Origin of the sequence: Acidovorax sp. 94 (genome assembly GCF_003634645.1) — a bacterium.
GTDB classification, from domain to species: Bacteria; Pseudomonadota; Gammaproteobacteria; order Burkholderiales; family Burkholderiaceae_C; genus Acidovorax; species Acidovorax facilis.
Map to the genome: position 1 here is coordinate 3,375,838 of NZ_RBJA01000001.1, position 18,490 is coordinate 3,394,327.

Sequence of the window (18,490 nt, forward strand, 5' to 3'; positions counted from 1 at the left end):
TGCCGCCCATCATGCTGCAGTTCGACCTCCTCAAAACCGACCCCTCCAGCCACGCACGCCGTGGCACGCTCACGCTCAACCACGGCGTGGTGCAGACCCCCATCTTCATGCCCGTGGGCACCTATGGCACCGTCAAGGGCGTGATGCCCCGCAGCCTGCACGACATGGGTGCGCAGATCATTTTGGGCAACACCTTCCACCTGTGGATGCGCCCGGGCCTGGATGTGATGCAGAGCTTTGGCGGCCTGCACGGCTTTGAAAAGTGGGACAAGCCCATCCTCACCGACTCGGGTGGTTTCCAGGTCTGGAGCCTGGGGGCCATGCGCAAGATCACCGAAGAAGGCGTGACCTTTGCCAGCCCCGTGAACGGCGACAAGCTCTTCATGTCGCCCGAGGTGAGCATGCAGATCCAGACCACGCTCAACTCCGACATCGTCATGCAACTCGACGAGTGCACGCCCTACGAAACCAAGGGCCACAAGACCACCGAGGCCGAGGCGCGCAAGAGCATGGAAATGAGCCTGCGCTGGGCCAAGCGCTCGCGCGATGAATTCGAGCGGCTGCAGAACCCCAACGCGCTCTTTGGCATCGTGCAGGGCGGCATGTTCAAGAACCTGCGCCAGGAATCACTGGAGCACCTGGTCGAGATGGACTTCCCCGGCTACGCCGTGGGCGGCGTGAGCGTGGGCGAGCCCAAGGACGAGATGCTGGACATCATGGCCCACACGCCCCACCGCCTGCCTGCGCACAAGCCGCGCTACCTGATGGGCGTGGGCACGCCCGAGGACCTGGTGCAGGGCGTGGCCGACGGCGTGGACATGTTCGACTGCGTGATGCCCACGCGCAACGCGCGCAACGGCACGATGTTCACGCGCTTTGGCGACCTGAAGATCCGCAACGCACGCCACAAGGCCGACCACAAACCGATGGACACCAGCTGCACCTGCTACGCTTGCGCTGGCAGTTCGGGCGTGTCGTGGGACGATGGCGGGCGCGAGGGCTTCAGCCGCGCCTACCTGCACCACCTGGACCGCTGCGGCGAGATGCTGGGCCCCATGCTCACCACCGTGCACAACCTGCACTACTACCTGAACCTGATGCGCGAGGTGCGCGTGTCGCTGGACGCGGGCACGTTCGCCGAATTCCGTGCACGCTTCAAGACCGAGCGCGCACGGGGCGTGTAAGCACAACCAATAGCTATAAAAATAATAGCTATTAGCGCTTGATAGATAAGCGCCAGAGGCCAAAATCATCCAAAATCTCCTGCACCACCTGCTGCGCTGGCCCGCCCGCATGCTGACCGGCCTGGGCAGCGGGCTGCTGGCGCTGCTGATCCTGTTCGAGGAATGGGGTTGGGAGCCGCTGCAGCGCCTGCTGGCGCGCATCGGCCGCTGGCCCGGCCTGCGCTGGATTGAAGGCTGCGTGCGCACCCTGCCCCCCTGGGCGGCGGTGGCGGTGTTTCTGCTGCCCACGGCACTGCTGCTGCCCGTCAAGCTGCTGGCCCTGTGGGCGGTGGGCCGGGGGCACGTGGTACTGGGCATGCTGGTGATCGTGCTGGCCAAGGTAGTGGGCACCGCCGTGGTGGCGCGGCTGTTCAGCCTGACCCAGCCCGCCCTGATGCAGCTGCACTGGTTTGCCTGGACCTATGCCCACTGGATGCGCCTCAAGCACGCGGTGCTGGAGCGCGCCCGCGCCTCGTGGGCATGGCGCGTGGCGCGGGTGGTGCGGCGGCAATGGCGGCTGCGCTGGCACAGGCTTCGCGCCAGGTAATGTTGGGTAGCGCCAGGGTAGCGCCCGCCGCTGTTTTGCTGCCAAGATATGCGCTCCCGCCAAAGCCCTCCGCAACGTCATCCCCCACCGCCACAGCATTGCGACATGGGTATGCAGCTTGACCTCCCGACCATCCTCCTGCTCTACAAGACCGCATTGGTGGCGGGGGCGCTGAGCATTTTTCATGTCAGCCGCCATTCGTGCCGCCCGCAAGGGCTCAAGCCCCTGGCAGCCGCCTACCTGCTGCTGGCCGTTGGTGCCGAACTGGCAGGCCAGGGTGAATATTCCATGCTGCCGCTCTGGTTCTGGAGCCACACCAGCCTGCTGCTCGGGGCACTGGGGTACACCCTCTTCTGGGCAGGTGCACGGGCACTGAGCGGCCGCAGGCGCGTCCCGCCTGCGGTGCTGATACTGGTTCCCGGAGGCTGGCTGGTGCTGGGCCTGGTCACGCAGTTTCCGCTGGACAACCTGCTGCGCGCAGGCGCCTTCCACCTGACCGCCGCAGTGTCACTGACCGCGGCAGCCTGGGAGGTGTGGCGCGACCGCCGCACCGAACCCCTGCCATCGCGTCCCCTGCTGGCCGGGCTGCTCCTGGCCAGCGCGGGCACCTTTGCCCTGCAGCTGTTGTACATCGCCACGCACACCGCCAGCCCACAGGGCTTTGCGCTGGCATTCTCCGTGCAGATGTTCTGCCACTTTGGCGTTGCGCTCATGGTCTCGTCCCTCTCCAACGAGCGCGCCGAAGTGCGCCTGGAAAAAGTGGCGCAGACCGACACGCTCACGGGCGTGGGCAACCGGCGCTGGGTCATGTCCATGCTGCCCGCGCGGCTACCCGTGGGCAGCGCCATCGCGCAGCTCGACCTGGACCACTTCAAGCACATCAATGATCGCTTCGGCCATGCGGCGGGCGACCGCGTGCTGGTCGCCACGGCCGACGCGCTTCGCCACCAGCTGCGCGATTCGGACCTGCTGGCCCGCATGGGAGGTGAAGAGTTCCTGGTCTACCTGCCGGACGCCAGCGCCAGTGCTGCAAGCGCCATCGCCCAGCGCCTGTGCGGGGCCGTGCAGCAGATCCGGCTGTCCGAGCTGGGCGAGGACATCCCCGTCACCGTGAGCATTGGACTGGCCTGCGTGACCTCCGCCGGCGGAACCTGGGCCGACTGGCTGGCTGCGGCCGACCGGGCGCTGTACGACGCCAAGCGCGCGGGCCGCAACCGCGTGGTGACAACGCACGAGCGCACTGCCTGAAACCGGTCCTTCTCACCCGAGCCGCGCCGCTGACCTGCGGCAGAATCCCACCCCATGCCCGCACCGCCCTATGCCGCCCTGAACGAAGCGCTGGAGCTGGCCTTTAACCTGGCCCCGGTGGGCATGTGCGTAACGCGCGAGCGCAGCATCGAGATCTGCAACGACGCCTTTGCCCACATGTTCGGCCACGAGCAGGCCGAGCTGCTGGGCCAGCCGCTGGCGCCGCTGTACCCCTCGTTCGAAGAGTTCACCCACACGGGCCACCTGGGCCTGCAGGCGATGAAGGCGTCGGGAAGTTATGCGGATGAGCGCATCATGCGACGGCGCGATGGTTCGCTGTTCTGGTGCCACGTGGTGGGCCGGGCACTGGACCGGTCGGACCCGTTTGCACGGGCGGTGTGGATGTTCGAGGACATCTCGCACCGCCGCCCCGTGAGCACGCCGCTGACCCTGCGCGAGCGCGAAATCGCCCAGCACATCGTCACCGGCGCCACCAGCAAGCAGATCGGGCGCTACCTGGACATCAGCCACCGCACGGTGGACGCCCACCGCGCGCGGCTCATGCGCAAGCTGGGGGCCAGCAGCACGGGGGAGCTGGTGGCGCTGCTGCTGGGCAACACCTGAGAGCTGGCAACGATCTCACAGGCAATCATCAACAATTGTTTCCCCAGCCAACGCTGCGGAGTCTCCCGCGCACCCGGCCCGGGGACAATCGGCACTGACGCGCGCGCCGCTCCCCGCCCATCAACTGCTGCCCCCATGTACCGCCCTTTTTTGCTCCACCGCCCGCTTTCGCCGCCCCTGGCCTGGCTGGGTTTGTCCGTGCTGATCTTCGCCGCCTGCCTGGTGGGCATCTTTGCTCGGCCCATCGGTTTTCTGTCGGTCTTCTGGCCCGCCAATGCGCTGCTGCTGGGGCTGCTGGTGCGTTATCCCAGGCTGGCGCGCCCGCCAGCCTGGGTAGCTGCCGCCGTAGGCTATGTGGCGGCAGACCTGGTGACGGGCAGCTCCTGGTCCATGGCCCTGTGGCTCAACGGCGCCAACCTGCTGGGCGCCACGGCGGGCTGGCTGGTGCTGCGTCGGCTGGACGAACGCATCCGGCGCCTGCAACGCACCATCTCTGCCCTCTACCTGCTGCTGGCTGCGCTGGCAGCCAGTGCCGTGGGGGCACTGGCAGGCTGTGGCGCCGCGCCGGTCTACTTCAACAGCCCGTGGACCGACCTGCTGTCCCTGTGGTTCAGCACCGAACTCATGAACTACATGCTCATCGTGCCGGTGGTGCTGGCCGCGCCGCGCGCCGACGACCCGCCGCCCGCAACGCAGGAGGTGCCCCTGATCTGGCGTGTGGCACCCGTCAGCTCGCTGCTGCTGGCCGAAGGCGTGCGCACCGTGATCGGGGGGCCCGGCATGCTGGCCTTTGTGGTGCCAGGGCTGCTGTGGTGCGCGCTCAGCTACAGCCCGTTTGTCTCCAGCCTGCTGTCGCTGGTGGTGTGCCTGTGGACCATGGCCGGCGTGGCCACCGGCGTGCTCAACTTCACACCTGCCCATGCCAGCGACGTGTTCTCGCTGCGTGTGGGCGTCACGCTGCTGGCACTGGGGCCGCTGGCCGTGGCCTGTGCTAGCGCGGCGCGCGCCGAAGCCCTGCGCCGCCTGGACCACGCCGTGCGCCACGACGACCTGACCGGTGTGCTTGCGCGGCGCGCGTTCCTTCAGCAAGGTGAGCGCTTGCTAGCGCGCTACCAGCGCGAATCTGCCGGGTTGGCCGTGTTGATGGTGGACGTGGACCACTTCAAGCAGGTCAACGACCAGCTGGGACACGGTGCGGGCGACCAGCTTCTGATTGGCATCGCCCAGGCCATGACCAGTGCGCTGCGCCCCCAGGATGTTCTAGGCCGCCTGGGTGGCGAGGAGTTTGCGGTGGTGCTGCCCGATGCCTCGCCCGCCGAGGCCCACGCGATCGCAGAACGGCTGCGCACGGTGGTCGAACAGCGGCCCTTTGGTACTGCGCAAGCACCCGAGCAGCACGCCACGGTCAGCATCGGCCTGGTGCACAGCGCCTCGCTGGGCGGCGACGCCGACCTGGACACGCTGCTGCTCGCCGCCGATGCAGCGCTCTACCGGGCCAAGGCGGAGGGGCGCAACCGGGTGATGACAGGGTAGGTCCAAGCGCGCCCCCGCGCCTCCGCAAAGCGCCCCCTGCGGGGAGGCCGCCGGTGGTACGACAGGGGCTGGCTCCATGGAAGCTCGGGCTTTCCATGCGCCGATTTCATCCGCCGAGCCCAACCAATGGGCACACGGCCTCATCAACGCGCAGGCAGACCGTCACTCCTGCGCCAACTTCACCCCCGCCCCCGTGCCGCAGGCATGGCAAAAGCGTGCAAAAGCGCTCTTGCGGGTGCTGCAGTGGCCGCAATGGTCGAACAGCCCAATGCCGCAATGCGGGCAAAAGTCGATCTTCTCGTTTTTCAGGTCCACCGGTCGCTCGCAGCCAGGGCACACGCTTTTGGCCAGGCGGGCCAGGGCGACGTCATAGCTCAGCTCCTTGCGGCGCTCCTGGTCGGGCAGGGTTTCGGCCAGCTTCTGGCGCTCCAGGTAGCGGTTGAGCGCCAGGATGGCGTAGCGCCCCACCACGGCCGTCAAGGCAATGCCCACCACGTAGCGCACATAACCGCCGTAGCTGGGCAGGTAAGGCACCAGCTCCACAAAAAACGCAAACAGCGCGAAGAAGATGAAGCCCCACACAAACGGCCAGTAGGTGCTCTTGCGCTTCTTGACGAACAGCCAGCCCGCAGCCGCCAGCAGCGGCAGCGTGAGGGCCAGGCGGTAGAGGAACACCCGCAGCTCGACCTTGCGGCGCTCGGCATTGAGCTTCACGTAGCCGTCGGACTCCATGCGGTTCAACTGCTCCTGCCGGGCGGCTGCGGTCTGGCGGGCATCCAGCGCAGCCTGCTGCTGCGCCTCCACCGCCTGCTGGGTCTTGCGTTCAGCGAGCTTGAGCACGTCCAGCGCCTGGGTGCGCGCCAGCACTTCGGGGTCATGGTCGGCGCGCTGGGTGGCGCTGCGGGTGGACAGCCAGTTGTTGAAGCTGTCCCGCTCGGCCTGCACCTCGCTGCGGACCTTGCTGCGCTGCAACTGGGCCTGCTCCAGCGCGGTCTGCGCGTCTTGCTCGGCCTGGCGCGCCGTTTTGACTTCGGCGCGCAGCTTGTCGGCTGCGGCTTTGTCCAGAAAGTCATCCACCCGCAGCGGGGTCTCGACCTTGGGCAGATCGCCCACGATGGTGCCGCCCAAGCCGATGAGGAAGCTGGCAAACACCAGCGCCACCAACCACAGGCCCCGGCGGAACCACTTTTCGGACAGCCGCAGTGATTTGCTCATCTTCGTTTCTCTCTGGAAATGCTATGCATTCGATAGCTTCCAGCGCTTACCAAGCATGCGCTAGAGGCCATTTTTATTCAATTTTTCACAGCCAGCACCGCCGGCGGTGCCGCGAGTTGCGCGCGCTGCAGCCAGGCCAGCACCGAATCGACGGTGACGGTTTCAATGCGGTCCGAAAACCGCTTCTCGTTCGGGTGGTCGTCAAACGCAATGTTGGCCGAGCCCACCCGCCCGCCCATGCGCGTGAGCGGCCCGAGCTTCAGTGCAGTGGGCTCGTAGCCCTTGAACTGCAGCCAGGCCTGCGCCTGGTCGCGCGAGCGCACGGTGGCGGGCTCCATGGCCATCGCCAGGGTCTCCAGCGCCCACTGGTTGGACTGCTGGTATTTGCGCCCCCACGCATAGCTGACCATGCTGTAGGGCGGATGCTGCAGCGCCTTGGTGCGGCCCTTGTCCTGCAGCACGGCCAGCAGGCGCTGCTGCACCTCGGGCGTGGGCACGGCATAGACGGCTTCATAGCGCCACAGGTCGTCCAGGAAGAACTCCCCCAGCCCCTGGCGGTACAGGTGCCCCACGGCGGTGCCACATTCGTTGAGCTTGTGCGCCACGCGCCAGGGGCCTTCGGCCGTCTTGTAGGCCCAGCCCATGTGCGAATAGCGCAGGCCGTATTTGCTCAGGTCCTGCCCTGCGCGAGCCAGCGCCACCACCTGTGCGCCCGACCTGGCGTGCTCGGCATCGAGCGCGGCCGAGGTCTGCTCGGCCAGCTTCATGCCACGCTCGATCACCTGCGGGGGCACGGGCTTGCGGGATTCGCAGGAGCGGCCGGCATGCGCTGGAGCCGTTGCTACGACCGCTAAAGCAACTGCCAGCAACGCAAGCCCATGGCCCATGAAACTGACGCGACCCAAGAGAGGGATGCCAAGCAAGGGCCGCCCCGCAGTGAGGGCATCGTCCCCCTTCCCGGAGCGCGCAGCGCGCAGAGAGAAGGGGGAAGCCGCGTAGCGGCTCAGGGGGTTGTACTTCATATTCAAAGACGCTCGTTGTGCAGCAGCGCACGGCCGATGGCGTTGGGTACAAAGGCAATGGCCTCGCCCGCCGCCGACAGGATCACGCCCGAGCCGATCACGCTGCAGGTCACCACCGTGCCCACCGCATAGGCCGAGCCCGCCACGCCACGGCCGACCACCTCCACACTCACCTGGGCACCATCCGAGGCACGCTCCAGCAGGTACACCGTACCCACGGCCGAGGCCTCCACCGCCCGCACCGTCAGCACCGCGCCGCCCACCGACAACGCCGCCGGCACCGTCACCACCGCACCGGCGGCCGCCGAGGCCACCGACGCCGCGCCCACCACCGAGGCCACGGGCAAAAGCGACAGCGCGGCAGAAGCCTCGCTCTGGGCCCGGGCCGGCGTAGCAGCTACCAGGGCCGCACACACCACACCGGCGGCCAGCAGAGCGCGGGGCAGGCGAGCGGCAGAGCCCCACGAAGAAAACATGGCATTCATCATCATTCACTCCTCAGGGTACGGCCCGCCCACACACCCAGGTGCGGGACAGACCGGGTCGAAAGACCAGAAAGAAATTCATCCACAACGGCGGCTGGTTGCCGCCTGTGCACACCGGGTGCAATCAGCTCGCGCTGCTGTTCTGGGCAGCGGCCTGGGCGGCTTCGCGGCGGCCTTGCAGGCGGGCGTCCATCAGATCAGCCTCGTGGCGATCGCGCAGCATCTTGGCCAGCGTGAAGGCGGTGGTGATGAGGTAAAGCCAGCTCACGCCCAGAAACGCCTTGTAGGTCACGTTAATGTCCATGCTCATCAGGCCCCAACCCGTGAGGCCCATGGCCACCGCAAAGCCGCCCCACACCACCAGCTTCCACATAGGGGTGTCGCCACCGCCACGGCGCGAAGCGCTTTCGTTGTCCCGCACAAACTTGGCCAACACAAACGCGGCCGAGAGGCAGAACACGTAGCCCATCACCATGAAGGCCTGCTCCAGTTGCTCGCCAGGCAGCCATGCCAGGCCCACGGCACACAGGAAAACCGCGATGCCGAACGAGACCCACACCTGCAACTGCCAGGCCTTGGTGTCACGCTGAACAACGATGGGAGAAGAAGACATTGCAGTGGTGCCCCGGGGGGCGTTGGTTGAACACGGAGCGAATGGTGCCCAGACGTAACTTGCGTGTCTGCATTGAACCGTAACAGTGGCTACCCGCAGGCTATCCGGTATCGTTTTGCGGTACTTTTTCTCGAAAAAATAGCCGAAGTCCGTTGTTCTCGCCCTACGCAGCCCCTGCAACGCACCTGCGCGACAGAGCCTGCAGGCCCCGCCAAAGACAATGGCAGACACCCCGGCGTGGCAGCCCCTGACCGCTGCGCGTGCTTGCTTTTTTGATGGACGGAGACCCACACCATGACCAAACCCTTTGACCTCGTCGTCCACGGCGCCACCGGCTTCACCGGCCGCCTGGTGGTCGAATACCTGCTCCAGCGCTACCCCGATGGCAGCGGCCTGCGCTGGGCCATGGGCGGGCGCAATGCCGACAAACTCGCCGCCGTGCGCGACGAAGTGGGCGCACCGGCCGACACTCCGCTGGTCGTGACCGACACCAGCAACCCCGCCAGCCTGCAAGCGCTGATGGATTCCACGCGCCTGGTGCTGACCACCGTGGGCCCCTACCAGCTCTATGGCAACGAACTGGTGGCCGCCTGCGCGAAGGCTGGTGTGGACTATGTGGACCTGTGCGGCGAGCCCGCCTGGATGCGCCAGATGATCGACGCGCACGAAGCTGCGGCCAAGGCCAGCGGCGCGCGCATCGTGTTCTCGTGTGGGTTCGACTCGATCCCGTTTGACCTGGGCGTGTTCCTGCTGCAAAAGGAATTTGCCCAGCGCTTCGGCCACCCCGCCCCGCGCGTGCGCGGCCGGGTGCGCAAGATGAAGGGCACCTTCTCTGGGGGCACGGCCGCCAGCCTCAAGGCCACCATGGCCGCGGCTGCCACCAACCCTGCGGTGCTGGATTTGCTGAAGAACCCGTTCTCTCTCACGCCCGGGTTTGAAGGGCCGCGCCAGCCAACCGGCCACAAACCCATGGTGGACGAGGCGCTGGGCGATGGAATCTGGGTGGCCCCGTTTGTAATGGCCGCCATCAACACGCGCAACGTGCACCGCTCCAACTTCCTGTTGCAGCACGCCTATGGCACCGACTTTGTCTACGACGAAATGCTCATCACCGGCCCTGGCGAAAAGGGCGAGACCATCGCCAACGCGGTGGCGGGCGACAAGTCGCTGGGCTCGGACAAAGGCCCCAAGCCCGGCGAAGGCCCTTCGCGCGAGGAACGCGAAAACGGGTTCTACGACGTGCTGTTCCTGGGCACCGACGATGCGGGCAACAGTTTGCGCGTGGGCGTGAAGGGCGACCGCGACCCAGGCTATGGCTCCACATCCAAGATGATCTCCGAGGCGGCTGTATGCCTGCTGCAGGATGCCACCACCACCCCCGGCGGCATCTGGACCACGGCGCCCGCGCTGGGTGACAAGCTGATAGCGCGGTTGCAGGCGAATGCAGGCCTGAGCTTTGCGGTGGAAACGGTGTGAGCACATAGGCCCCGGGGGGCGGTGCAGCGCCTTCGCGGGTAGGCACGTACAAAGCCGCAGGAAAGGCCGCGGGAAGGGCCCTGCACACACCTGCACGCCAGATGCGCCGAGGCTATGGGCGCGTCACACGGCGTGCAGGGAGGAGCTGGCACCGCCCACCAGTCCGGCGCCCGCTCCACAGCACACCCCATGACGCGCCTTCTTCTGTCTCCCCTACGCCACCATCCCAGGGCTGTGCAGCCCCCCCAGCACCCGCGTAACCAGAGACTCCAGCGAGCCGTCATGCCGGAAACCGGCAGCCTCTGACTGAGGCGTCCGCAAGGCTGGTAAACACCCGAACAGTGCTTCGGTGCGCGCGTCGGGTGCGTACCGGATCCAGTCCTTGGGATCGAGACCCTGGGCGTGCGCGATGGCTTGCACCACATCACCCACCGATGACTGCAATACCGGCGGCTGCCAGCACCGCGCGGTCGGCATGCCCCGCGTGGGCAAACGCGCGGCATGCACCAGGTTGTCCAGACAGCACTGCAGCGACATCCACCAGGCGGTGGCCTGTGCCGACACGGGGCAGGTGTACATCTGCCGCGCCCGCAGGGCATGGAAGATCTGGCTCATGAACGCGGAGCCATGGCCCGTTTCTGTGGGTGGCCGCGCCACGATGCCAGGCAGCCGGAGGCTGCAGCCATCAATGTCGCCGCGCCGTCCATAGTCGGCCACCAGCAGTTCCGTCATCCACTTGTGCACCCCATAGCTGAGGGTGGGCTGCGGCCCCTGGCGCTCATCCACCGCTTGGGTGCCCAGCGCACCGTACACCGCCACCGAACTGGCAAACACCAGCCGGGGGGCACGCGCCCGGCCTTCGCGCACAGGGCGCGCAAGCCCCTCGCACAAGGCCACGGTGTCCAGCAGATTGGCCTGCACACCCAGCCCAGGTTCACGCTCGGCCAGCGATCCCGGCACACTGGCCAGGTGGAATACGCAGTCGGGCGGATGGTCCTCCAAGACTTCGAACAGTGCCCGGTCTGCAAAGCCGCCGATATGCCAGTGCACGGCCGGTGCGGAAGGCACCCGGGGCCCGACTCGGTCCACCAGCGTCAAACGCAGGGGCAGACCGGGCACCAACGGCACGGACTGCAACCGCTCGGCCAGGGCGGCGCCAATGAACCCGCCAGCACCAGTGACAAGCACATGCATCAGCGCACCTCCGAGCCCACAGCCACCACGCGCTGATGCACCACGCCAAAAGGCCCATCACGGCCATCGGGCCAGCGTGCCTGCATGCGCACGCGGTCACCGTAGCGCATGAACGGCGTTTTGGCCGCACCTTCGTCCAGTATCTCGATCACGCGCCGCTCGGCCAGGCAGGCAGAGCCTGCATCGCGCGCCTGGTTGGACACCGTGCCCGAACCGATGATGGTGCCCGCCGTGAGCCGCCGTGTGCGGGCCGCGTGGGCAATGAGCTGGCCGAAACTGAAATTCATTTCTCCGCCATGGGGGTGGCCAAACCACTTGCCGTTGGAGTCCACATGCAATCGCAGATGCACCCGCCCACCCTGCCAAGCGTCGCCCAATTCATCCGGCGTCACGGCCAAAGGGGCAAAGCTGGTAGACGGCTTGGCTTGCAGGAAGCCAAAGCCCGTCTTCATTTCGTGCGGGCCCAGCGCGCGCAGGCTCCAGTCGTTGATCTGGACGACCAAGCGCACGCAGTTCAATGCCGCTTCAGGCGTCACGCCCATGGGCACGGGGCCACAGACGACGCCGAACTCGCCTTCGAAATCGATGCCGTCGGCCTCACTGGGCAAGGGCACATCGTCGCAAGGGCCCAGAAAATCGTCGCTAGCGCCCTGGTACATCACGGGGATGGTGTCAAAGTGCGGGATGGGCGGCGTGTTGAACGCCCGCTCCATCAAGCGGCCATGGTTGAGGAACGCCGATGCATCGAGCCACTGCGGGCTGCGCGGCAAGGGAGCGCAGCATGCGGCGGGATCGAACGCAAAGATGCCGGTGGCAGTGCCAGCCTCCAGCGCAGCAGCGCGCTCGCGCAGGGCGGGCTCCACAGCATCCCAGTTCTGCACAGCGGCCAGCAAGCTGGCCGCTATCGGAGCGGCATCGACGGCCCGCAGGCCGTTGGAAGAAACCAGTACCAGGCGGCCGTCCAGGCTGCCGTCTTTCAAAGTTGCAAATCGCATCGCCAGTCCCATCAGGAAGAATTAGGAAGAAGGTGTTTCAAGACGCAGCCCCGCCGCCCGGATGACGCGGGCATAACGGTCTGTCTCTGCTGCCAGAAATGCGCCAAATTCGCGCGCGCTTTGGGTGGGTGTATCAGCACTGCCCAGCAAGGCCAGTTTTTCGCGCAGCTCGGGCAGGGCCAGGATGCGAACGCATTCCGCGTTGAGCTGGCCCACAACGTCGGCCGGCATGGCAGCAGGCGCCAACAAGCCAAACCAGCCTGTCACCTGAAAGCCCGTCAGGCCCAGCGTCTCGGCCACCGTGGGCAGATCTGCGGGCAGGGCAGGCGAGCGCTGTGCGCCGGTCTGCGCCAGCAGGCGGACGCGCCCGTCCTTGACCATCGGGGCCACGGCCAGGGCGCTGTTGAACATCAGATTGACTTGCCCAGCCGCCAGGTCGTTGAGGGCAGGCGCCGCGCCTTTGTAAGGCACATGCAGCAGCTGCACTCCGGCCTGCTGCGCCAGCATCTCGCCCGCCAGATGCAGCACGTTGCCGATACCGGCCGATGCGTAGCTGACCTGCCCGGGCTGCCGCCGGGCCAGTGCGATCAATTCCGACAAGCTGCGCACCGGCAGGGCCGCAGGCACCGCAATCACCATGGGCCCGGGGCTGGCCACCAGGGCCACAGGGGCAAAGTCGCGCTGGCTGTCGTAAGGCAGCCGGGGGTAAAGGCTGGCGTTGATGGCGTGGGCTGCGCTGATCCACAACAGGGAGTGCCCGTCTGTGCTTCGCGCTACAGCCTCCGAGGCAATGATGCCGTTGGCCCCTGCACGCGACTCCACCACCACTGGGCTGCCCAGGGCCTGGCCCAACTTGTCGGCCAGCAGCCGTGCCACCAGGTCAGAGCTGCCTCCGGCTGCGAACGGCAGGACGATGCGCAACGGCCGTGTGGGCCAGGTGGCAGCCCACGTGCTCAGCGGGAACGCCAAGGCACTCACCACCAGGGTTCTTCGGTTCAACATGCGGTGCATGGTTTCAACTCCCATCGCTGATGGTGGTGCCGCCATCGACCACCAGGTTGTGTCCGGTCACAAAGGCCCCGGCGGGGCTGGCCAGCATGGCGACCACGCCGGCCACTTCCTCGGGTTCTCCTGCGCGCCGCAACGGGGTGGCCTGGATGCGCCTGACCATGAAGGCTTCATCTGCCATGAGCTGCTCGGCCAGCGGCGTGCGGATGAGGCCGGGCGACACGGCGTTGACCCGCACACCCGCTGGGCCCCACTCCACAGCCAGGTTGCGCGCCAGCTGGGCCAGGGCCGCCTTGGTCAGACCGTACAGGCCAATCGAACGGTTGCCGCGCAGGCCTGCAATGCTGGAGATGAGCACGGCACTGCCACCGCCCCGTGCCGCCATGCCGGGCAGCACCAGCGCACACAGCCGCGCTGCGGCCCGCAGGTTGATGTCAAACACCTGATGCCAGTCGGCATCGCTGGCATCGGCCAACGGGCCGGCTGGCCCCTGGATGCCGGCGTTGCACACGAGGATGTCCAGCGGTCCGGCGCGCTCCACCAGCGCGGCGATCGCTGTGGGCACCGCCATATCGGCCGCAACACCGATGGCATTCCGCAACGATGCAGCCACCTGCTCGCAGGCGAGTGCATCGCGGTCGGAGACCACCACGCGGGCGCCCTGGTCGGCCAGGGTGCGTGCAATCGCCAGGCCCAGGCCCTGGGTGGCACCGGTGACGAGCGCGGTGCGGCCATGCAGGTCAAAGAGGCTCATTCGACCTTGATCCCGGCCTGGCGAATGGCCAAACCCCACCGCTGCGATTCGCTCTGGATGAATTCGCCGAATGCGGGTGGCGTGAGTGGCGCAGGCTCCAGGCCCAGCGGCCGGTAGCGGCCCAGCACTTCGGGAGACTCCAGCGCGGTCACCACCGCCTTGTGAAGCACATCGACCACGGACGCCGGGGTACCAGCCCGCACCATGACACCATTCCAGCCCGGAATATCGAGGTCTGCATGCCCGGCCTCGGTCAGCGTGGGCACATGGGGCAGCACCTGCAGGTGCTGTTCGCTGCCTACGCTGACCAGCGCCCGCAGCTTGCCTTCGCGCACCAGCGGCAGGCTCGAAGCCACCACATCGCACATGAAGTCCAGGCGCCCGGCCATCAGGTCCTGCAGCGCGGGCGCTGCGCCCTGGTAGGGCACATGGGTCATGCGCGAGCGCGTCTTGATGCGCAGTTGTTCGGTCCACACATGGGGCTGGCTGCCCTGCCCGTAAGAGCCGTAGTTGAGCCCGTCACCTGCAGCGGCCGCGCGCAGCAAGTCGACCAGGGACTGGAACGGGCTGCCCGACGGCACGACCACCACCAACGGCGACTTGAACAATCGCGTCAGGAGCGCAAAGTCCTTGAGGGGGCTAAAGCTCAGTTTGGCGTACAGCGCCGGGTACATGGCCAGCGGGCCGATGTCCGCGTACAGCAAGGTGTGGCCATCGGCAGGCTGCTGCTTGACGTACTGCGCCGCCAGTTGCGCCGCACCGCCGGGTTTATTCTCCACGACCACGGCTTGCTGTATGCGCTCGCCCAGTTTCTGCACCAGCAGGCGCGACATCGCGTCGCCAAAGCCCCCGGCCGGGTAAGGCACCACCCAGCTCAAGGGCCGCGTGGGGAACGGGGCCTGCGCCCACGCCCAAGGCGTCATCGCTGTGGACGCTGCAGCGCCCAGCCATTGACGGCGCGTGCTCATGGCTGTTGCTCCTTCACCAGCGCGGCCAGAGAGGACTCAAAACGTCCATCGACCAGCACAAACAACATGCGGCACGGCACGCCCGAACGGTTGGCCCACGCGTGGTTGGTGCCACGCTGCACCACCACGCTGCCGGGGCGCAGCTGCACTTCGCCTTCGTCCAGCACCAGCGTCAGCTCACCTTCGATCACCACGCCATAGTCCACCGATTCGGTGCGGTGCATCAGCGGGTGGGGGGAGTCGATCTTCACCGTGGAGGCGGCCGCATCGCCAATCTGGCTGAAGGCGTCATGCATGCGCTCGGCACCCCGTGCGAGGAACTCGGGCGTATCGGGCGGAATGTCCACGAACCGAATGCGCGTGCCACCCTGCGGGGGCGGCAGCACCAGCGGGCCGAGCGTCGGGTCCGGGCCGTTGTCCACGACAGCGGGCGACTGCGCGGTGCTCCAGACCTCATGGAACACCGTACCAGGAATGGCTGCAATCTCGACCACCGTGGGCAGCGGCCCCGCGCTGGCGACCACGGCGCGGCCTTGGGCGTTATGGCCGGTGACCACGCGGTGAATGGATGGAAAACCCATGAGCGGACTCCTCAGTCTTCAAAAATGGCGACCGCGCGCGTCCAGCCAGCCGAGGCACCGCGGATCTTGTGGGGGAAGCAGCTGATCGTGAACCCCGTGGCCGGCAGCGCCTCCAGGTTGTGCAACTTCTCAAGATGGCAGTAGCCGATGTCGCGGCCCGCCTTGTGGCCCTCCCAGATCAGGGCCTTGTTGCCCGTCTCGGCCACGCGCTGGGCGGTGTACGAAAACGGTGCATCCCAGCTCCAGGCATCGGTGCCCGTGAGGCGCACACCGCGCTCCAGCAGGTACATCGTCGCTTCGTAGCCCATACCGCAACCGGCGCCCAGGTAGTCCTTGTGCCCGTAGCGCGACCCAGCACGGGTGTTGACCACCACGATGTCGAGCGGCTGCAGCGTGTGGCCGATGCGGGCCAGCTCGGCCTCAACATCGACCGCAGTGGCCACATAGCCATCGGGCAGGTGGCGGAAGTCCAGCTTCACGCCTGGCTGGAAGCACCACTCCAGCGGCACCTCGTCGATGGTGATAGAGGGGCGGGCACCGCCGTTCTTTGCATCCTGCGTGGAATGAAAGTGCCACGGCGCATCCAAGTGGGTGCCGTTGTGCGTGGTCAGCGTCACCCATTCGGCAGCCGCTGCTTCGCCGTTGGGGTAGTCCTCGGGCTGGGTGCCAGGGATCATGGCCATGAATTCGGGCAGCGTGTCGGCGTGCTTCTGGTACGTGATCTTGGGCGCCAAGGGGGGCGGGTCGGAGAGGACATCGTTTTCCAGATAGATGGAAAGGTCCACAAAGCGGCGTTGGGGTTTGGTCATGGCAGGGGGTACAAAGCTCACTCAGGCACCACACCCACGGTGCGGGCAAGGGCCTGGTGGATCTGAATTTCGGATTGGTAAAACTTTTCCAGGGCGTCCAGCGACAGCGGCTCCTGGGGCTCGGTGCCATTGGCGCGCAGAAAGCTCTGGACCTCGGCGTCGCGCAGGGCCACGCCGAAGGCCCGGTGCAGGCGATGCACCGCCGCTTCGGTGGTATTGCGCGCCACCAGCAGCGCGCCCCAGGCGGTGTGTTCAAAGCCTTTGAGCGCTGCAGACAGCTGGCTCAGCGGTGCGACGTGTGGCAGCAGCGAAGGCGCCTTGGCGGCGGTGCTGCCGAAGGCGCGCAGCTTGCCGGTCTCCAGCATGTTCAGCGCAGCGCCCCCCAACGGCACAAAGGACAGATCGATCTGATTGCCCATGAGGTCCTGCACGACCGGTGGCACGCCCCGGTACGGCACATGCACCAGCGGCACGCCACACAGGCGCGCCCACTGGGTTCCCATCAGGTGGATCATCGAGCCTTGCCCGATGTGCCCGAAGGTCAGCGGCTTGCCGACGGCAGCCGCTTGCCGCGCCATGTCCAGCAACTGCGCGTGGGTGCTGGCAGGCATGTCGGCCCGGCCTGCCAGCACATAGCTGGTCCGCCCCAGCGTGCCGACGGCGCGCATCTGCTCGGGCTTGTACCGGGCGCTGGCCAGTGACAAGGGGGTGAGGATGGGCTCGGTCTGCGAGACCACCACCACCGTCGCACCATCGGCAGGCGCGTTCAGCATGCGCTGCACACCAATGGAGCCACCGGCGCCCGGCAGGTTCTCGATGACGATGGTCTGGCCCAGCTCCCGTTGCATCAGTGTCTGGAGCTTGCGTGCGAACACATCGCTGGGGTTGCCAGCGGGCTGGGGCACGATGAAGGTGATGTGCCGGCCCGACTGTGCATAGACCCACGGCGCAGCCATGCCCGCTGCAGCCGCCACCAGGCAGGTGCGCCGGCGGAGCCGGGGCTGCGTCTGCACAAAGGAAACAAGGCGGCTCATGCCATGCCTTTCACTGCAGCGGCAGTACCCGGAGCACGGTGAATGCGTGCAAATGCATAGACCGCCACTGCGTCGATCACCAAGGCCGCCACCCCCAGGCTGCCATAGCCCCAGGTCTTGACCAGGGTGCCACCGAGGATGGGGCCAATGGCCGCACCGAACATGAGCATGGCGGGGGTGGCGGCCAAGGCACGGCCGCTGGGGTCCAGCCGCGCCAGCACGCCAAAGGCAAAGGTGTGCGTGAAGATCATCACGGCCGCAAACACGGCGGCGGCTGCGGCATAGGGCGCAAACACGGGCGAGTTCATGATCACCACCACCAGCAAGGCCTGGAGCGCAGGTCCCGACAGCAGAACGCTGCGGGCAGCCCAGCGCTTTTCCAGCACAGCGGCCAACGCTGCGGGAAAGAGGTTGACGACGCCCAGGGCAATCAGCACGCCGGTGACGGCCTGAAGTCCGTAGCCCCGGTCACTACCCACGCGCTCCAGAAAGCTGAAGGTCATGGACTGCACCAGCCCGAGCGCCGCGATGCCCAGCACGCCCCACCAGACCGCAGCGGGCAGAGGCGCAGCCGGCGCCTGCGAAGGCACCGCACCGCCTACGCTGTCGGCCTCGGGAAACGCCAGAGCCGCCACCACCGCGCCCACTGCCATGACGCCGGCAAAGACCTGGAACAACGCGGGTCCACCCAGCTTGGCCACCAGCACGGGGGTGCCCCCCAGGAACGCGATGGCAAATACCCCCAGTGCCATGCCCACCAGGGCGAACATGCGGTGGGGGTTGAGGCTGCGGGCAATGGTGCCATGGGTAACGCTCAGGGCCGTGCCGGCCGCGATGCCAGCCCCGGCATGCAACAGCGCCAACAGCGCAAACTGGGTGGTGGTGGACGCTACGGCAAACGCCACGGCCGCGCCGGCAAAGCCGCAGGTCGCCACGGCGCGCCCGCGCAACAACTGAAAGAACGGCGCCAACACCAGGCTGGCGGCCACCGCTCCAGCCAAAAACAGCGTCGCCAGCAAGCCGGCCTGCTGCGGGTCGAACCGGTACACCGATATCAGCGTGCCCACCCAGACGGGCAAGGCCACCAGATCCACCATGCCTGCGCAATGGCCCACCATCAGGGCCACCCGGCCCCGCAGCGATTGGGTTGTAATCATGGGC

At 67.1% G+C, this 18,490-nt stretch carries 19 protein-coding genes; 6 read left to right on the forward strand and 13 right to left on the reverse strand.

The window, feature by feature from the left end; all coding sequences use genetic code 11:
• Nucleotides 1-11 precede the first annotated feature (11 nt).
• The 5 genes from tgt to C8C94_RS15530 all read left to right on the forward strand — a co-directional run bounded on the left by tgt (nt 12) and on the right by C8C94_RS15530 (nt 5,175).
• Nucleotides 12-1,184: a tRNA guanosine(34) transglycosylase Tgt gene (gene tgt / locus C8C94_RS15510; RefSeq protein ID WP_121422898.1), complete on the forward strand. Its 1,173-nt coding sequence runs from the start codon at nt 12-14 to the stop codon at nt 1,182-1,184.
• 109 nt (nt 1,185-1,293) lie between these two features.
• Nucleotides 1,294-1,770, forward strand: coding sequence for a hypothetical protein (locus C8C94_RS15515; RefSeq protein ID WP_233573486.1), 477 nt, complete (start codon nt 1,294-1,296; stop codon nt 1,768-1,770).
• A 111-nt stretch (nt 1,771-1,881) separates the two neighbouring features.
• Entirely contained in the window at nt 1,882-3,018 is a 1,137-nt protein-coding gene (locus C8C94_RS15520; protein ID WP_233573487.1) for a diguanylate cyclase, read from the forward strand.
• Nucleotides 3,019-3,072: 54 nt separating this feature from the next.
• Nucleotides 3,073-3,642, forward strand: a complete 570-nt coding sequence (locus C8C94_RS15525) for a LuxR C-terminal-related transcriptional regulator (RefSeq protein WP_055392918.1) — start codon at nt 3,073-3,075, stop codon at nt 3,640-3,642.
• Between the two features lie 135 nt (nt 3,643-3,777).
• Nucleotides 3,778-5,175, forward strand: coding sequence for a GGDEF domain-containing protein (locus C8C94_RS15530; protein ID WP_121421356.1), 1,398 nt, complete (start codon nt 3,778-3,780; stop codon nt 5,173-5,175).
• Nucleotides 5,176-5,337: 162 nt separating this feature from the next.
• Here the strand turns inward: C8C94_RS15530 and C8C94_RS15535 are convergent, their stop codons facing one another.
• The 4 genes from C8C94_RS15535 to C8C94_RS15550 all read right to left on the reverse strand — a co-directional run bounded on the left by C8C94_RS15535 (nt 5,338) and on the right by C8C94_RS15550 (nt 8,510).
• Nucleotides 5,338-6,390, reverse strand: coding sequence for a zinc ribbon domain-containing protein (locus C8C94_RS15535; RefSeq protein ID WP_121421357.1), 1,053 nt, complete (start codon nt 6,388-6,390; stop codon nt 5,338-5,340).
• 77 nt (nt 6,391-6,467) lie between these two features.
• Nucleotides 6,468-7,412 (reverse strand): DUF2145 domain-containing protein, encoded by a 945-nt coding sequence (locus C8C94_RS15540; protein ID WP_370449746.1) that lies wholly within the window; start codon nt 7,410-7,412, stop codon nt 6,468-6,470.
• Nucleotides 7,413-7,414: 2 nt separating this feature from the next.
• Nucleotides 7,415-7,900 carry a hypothetical protein gene (locus C8C94_RS15545; RefSeq protein WP_199731273.1) on the reverse strand — a complete coding sequence of 162 codons (486 nt, stop codon included), beginning with the start codon at nt 7,898-7,900 and terminating at the stop codon, nt 7,415-7,417.
• Nucleotides 7,901-8,021: 121 nt separating this feature from the next.
• Nucleotides 8,022-8,510 (reverse strand): YiaA/YiaB family inner membrane protein, encoded by a 489-nt coding sequence (locus C8C94_RS15550; protein ID WP_056747925.1) that lies wholly within the window; start codon nt 8,508-8,510, stop codon nt 8,022-8,024.
• Between the two features lie 294 nt (nt 8,511-8,804).
• On the opposite strand from C8C94_RS15550, the gene C8C94_RS15555 reads away from it, so the two are divergent.
• Nucleotides 8,805-9,986 (forward strand): trans-acting enoyl reductase family protein, encoded by a 1,182-nt coding sequence (locus C8C94_RS15555; protein ID WP_121421358.1) that lies wholly within the window; start codon nt 8,805-8,807, stop codon nt 9,984-9,986.
• A 213-nt stretch (nt 9,987-10,199) separates the two neighbouring features.
• On the opposite strand, the gene C8C94_RS15560 is transcribed toward C8C94_RS15555, so the two are convergent.
• Genes C8C94_RS15560 through C8C94_RS15600 form a run of 9 tightly spaced genes read right to left on the reverse strand, consistent with a single transcriptional unit; the run spans nt 10,200 to nt 18,486 of the window.
• Nucleotides 10,200-11,180, reverse strand: a complete 981-nt coding sequence (locus C8C94_RS15560; RefSeq protein WP_121421359.1) for an NAD-dependent epimerase/dehydratase family protein — start codon at nt 11,178-11,180, stop codon at nt 10,200-10,202.
• On the reverse strand, nt 11,180-12,175 hold the full coding sequence (locus C8C94_RS15565; RefSeq protein ID WP_121422902.1) for a fumarylacetoacetate hydrolase family protein: 996 nt from the start codon (nt 12,173-12,175) through the stop codon (nt 11,180-11,182). The genes C8C94_RS15560 and C8C94_RS15565 overlap by 1 nt, the downstream gene beginning before the upstream one ends.
• 21 nt (nt 12,176-12,196) lie before the next feature.
• Complete coding sequence (locus tag C8C94_RS15570; RefSeq protein WP_158603830.1) at nt 12,197-13,186, reverse strand: tripartite tricarboxylate transporter substrate binding protein; 990 nt, start codon at nt 13,184-13,186, stop codon at nt 12,197-12,199.
• A gap of 4 nt (nt 13,187-13,190) precedes the next feature.
• Nucleotides 13,191-13,937, reverse strand: coding sequence for an SDR family NAD(P)-dependent oxidoreductase (locus tag C8C94_RS15575; protein WP_121421361.1), 747 nt, complete (start codon nt 13,935-13,937; stop codon nt 13,191-13,193).
• Nucleotides 13,934-14,905: a tripartite tricarboxylate transporter substrate binding protein gene (locus tag C8C94_RS15580; protein ID WP_121421362.1), complete on the reverse strand. Its 972-nt coding sequence runs from the start codon at nt 14,903-14,905 to the stop codon at nt 13,934-13,936. The genes C8C94_RS15575 and C8C94_RS15580 overlap by 4 nt, the downstream gene beginning before the upstream one ends.
• On the reverse strand, nt 14,902-15,486 hold the full coding sequence (locus C8C94_RS15585) for a cupin domain-containing protein (protein ID WP_121421363.1): 585 nt from the start codon (nt 15,484-15,486) through the stop codon (nt 14,902-14,904). Before C8C94_RS15585 ends, C8C94_RS15580 begins: the two co-directional genes overlap by 4 nt.
• 11 nt (nt 15,487-15,497) lie before the next feature.
• On the reverse strand, nt 15,498-16,295 hold the full coding sequence (locus tag C8C94_RS15590; protein ID WP_121421364.1) for a cyclase family protein: 798 nt from the start codon (nt 16,293-16,295) through the stop codon (nt 15,498-15,500).
• Between the two features lie 17 nt (nt 16,296-16,312).
• Nucleotides 16,313-17,329: a tripartite tricarboxylate transporter substrate binding protein gene (locus C8C94_RS15595; RefSeq protein WP_121421365.1), complete on the reverse strand. Its 1,017-nt coding sequence runs from the start codon at nt 17,327-17,329 to the stop codon at nt 16,313-16,315.
• On the reverse strand, nt 17,326-18,486 hold the full coding sequence (locus C8C94_RS15600) for an MFS transporter (protein ID WP_121421366.1): 1,161 nt from the start codon (nt 18,484-18,486) through the stop codon (nt 17,326-17,328). The genes C8C94_RS15595 and C8C94_RS15600 overlap by 4 nt, the downstream gene beginning before the upstream one ends.
• Between the last annotated feature and the right edge of the window lie 4 nt (nt 18,487-18,490).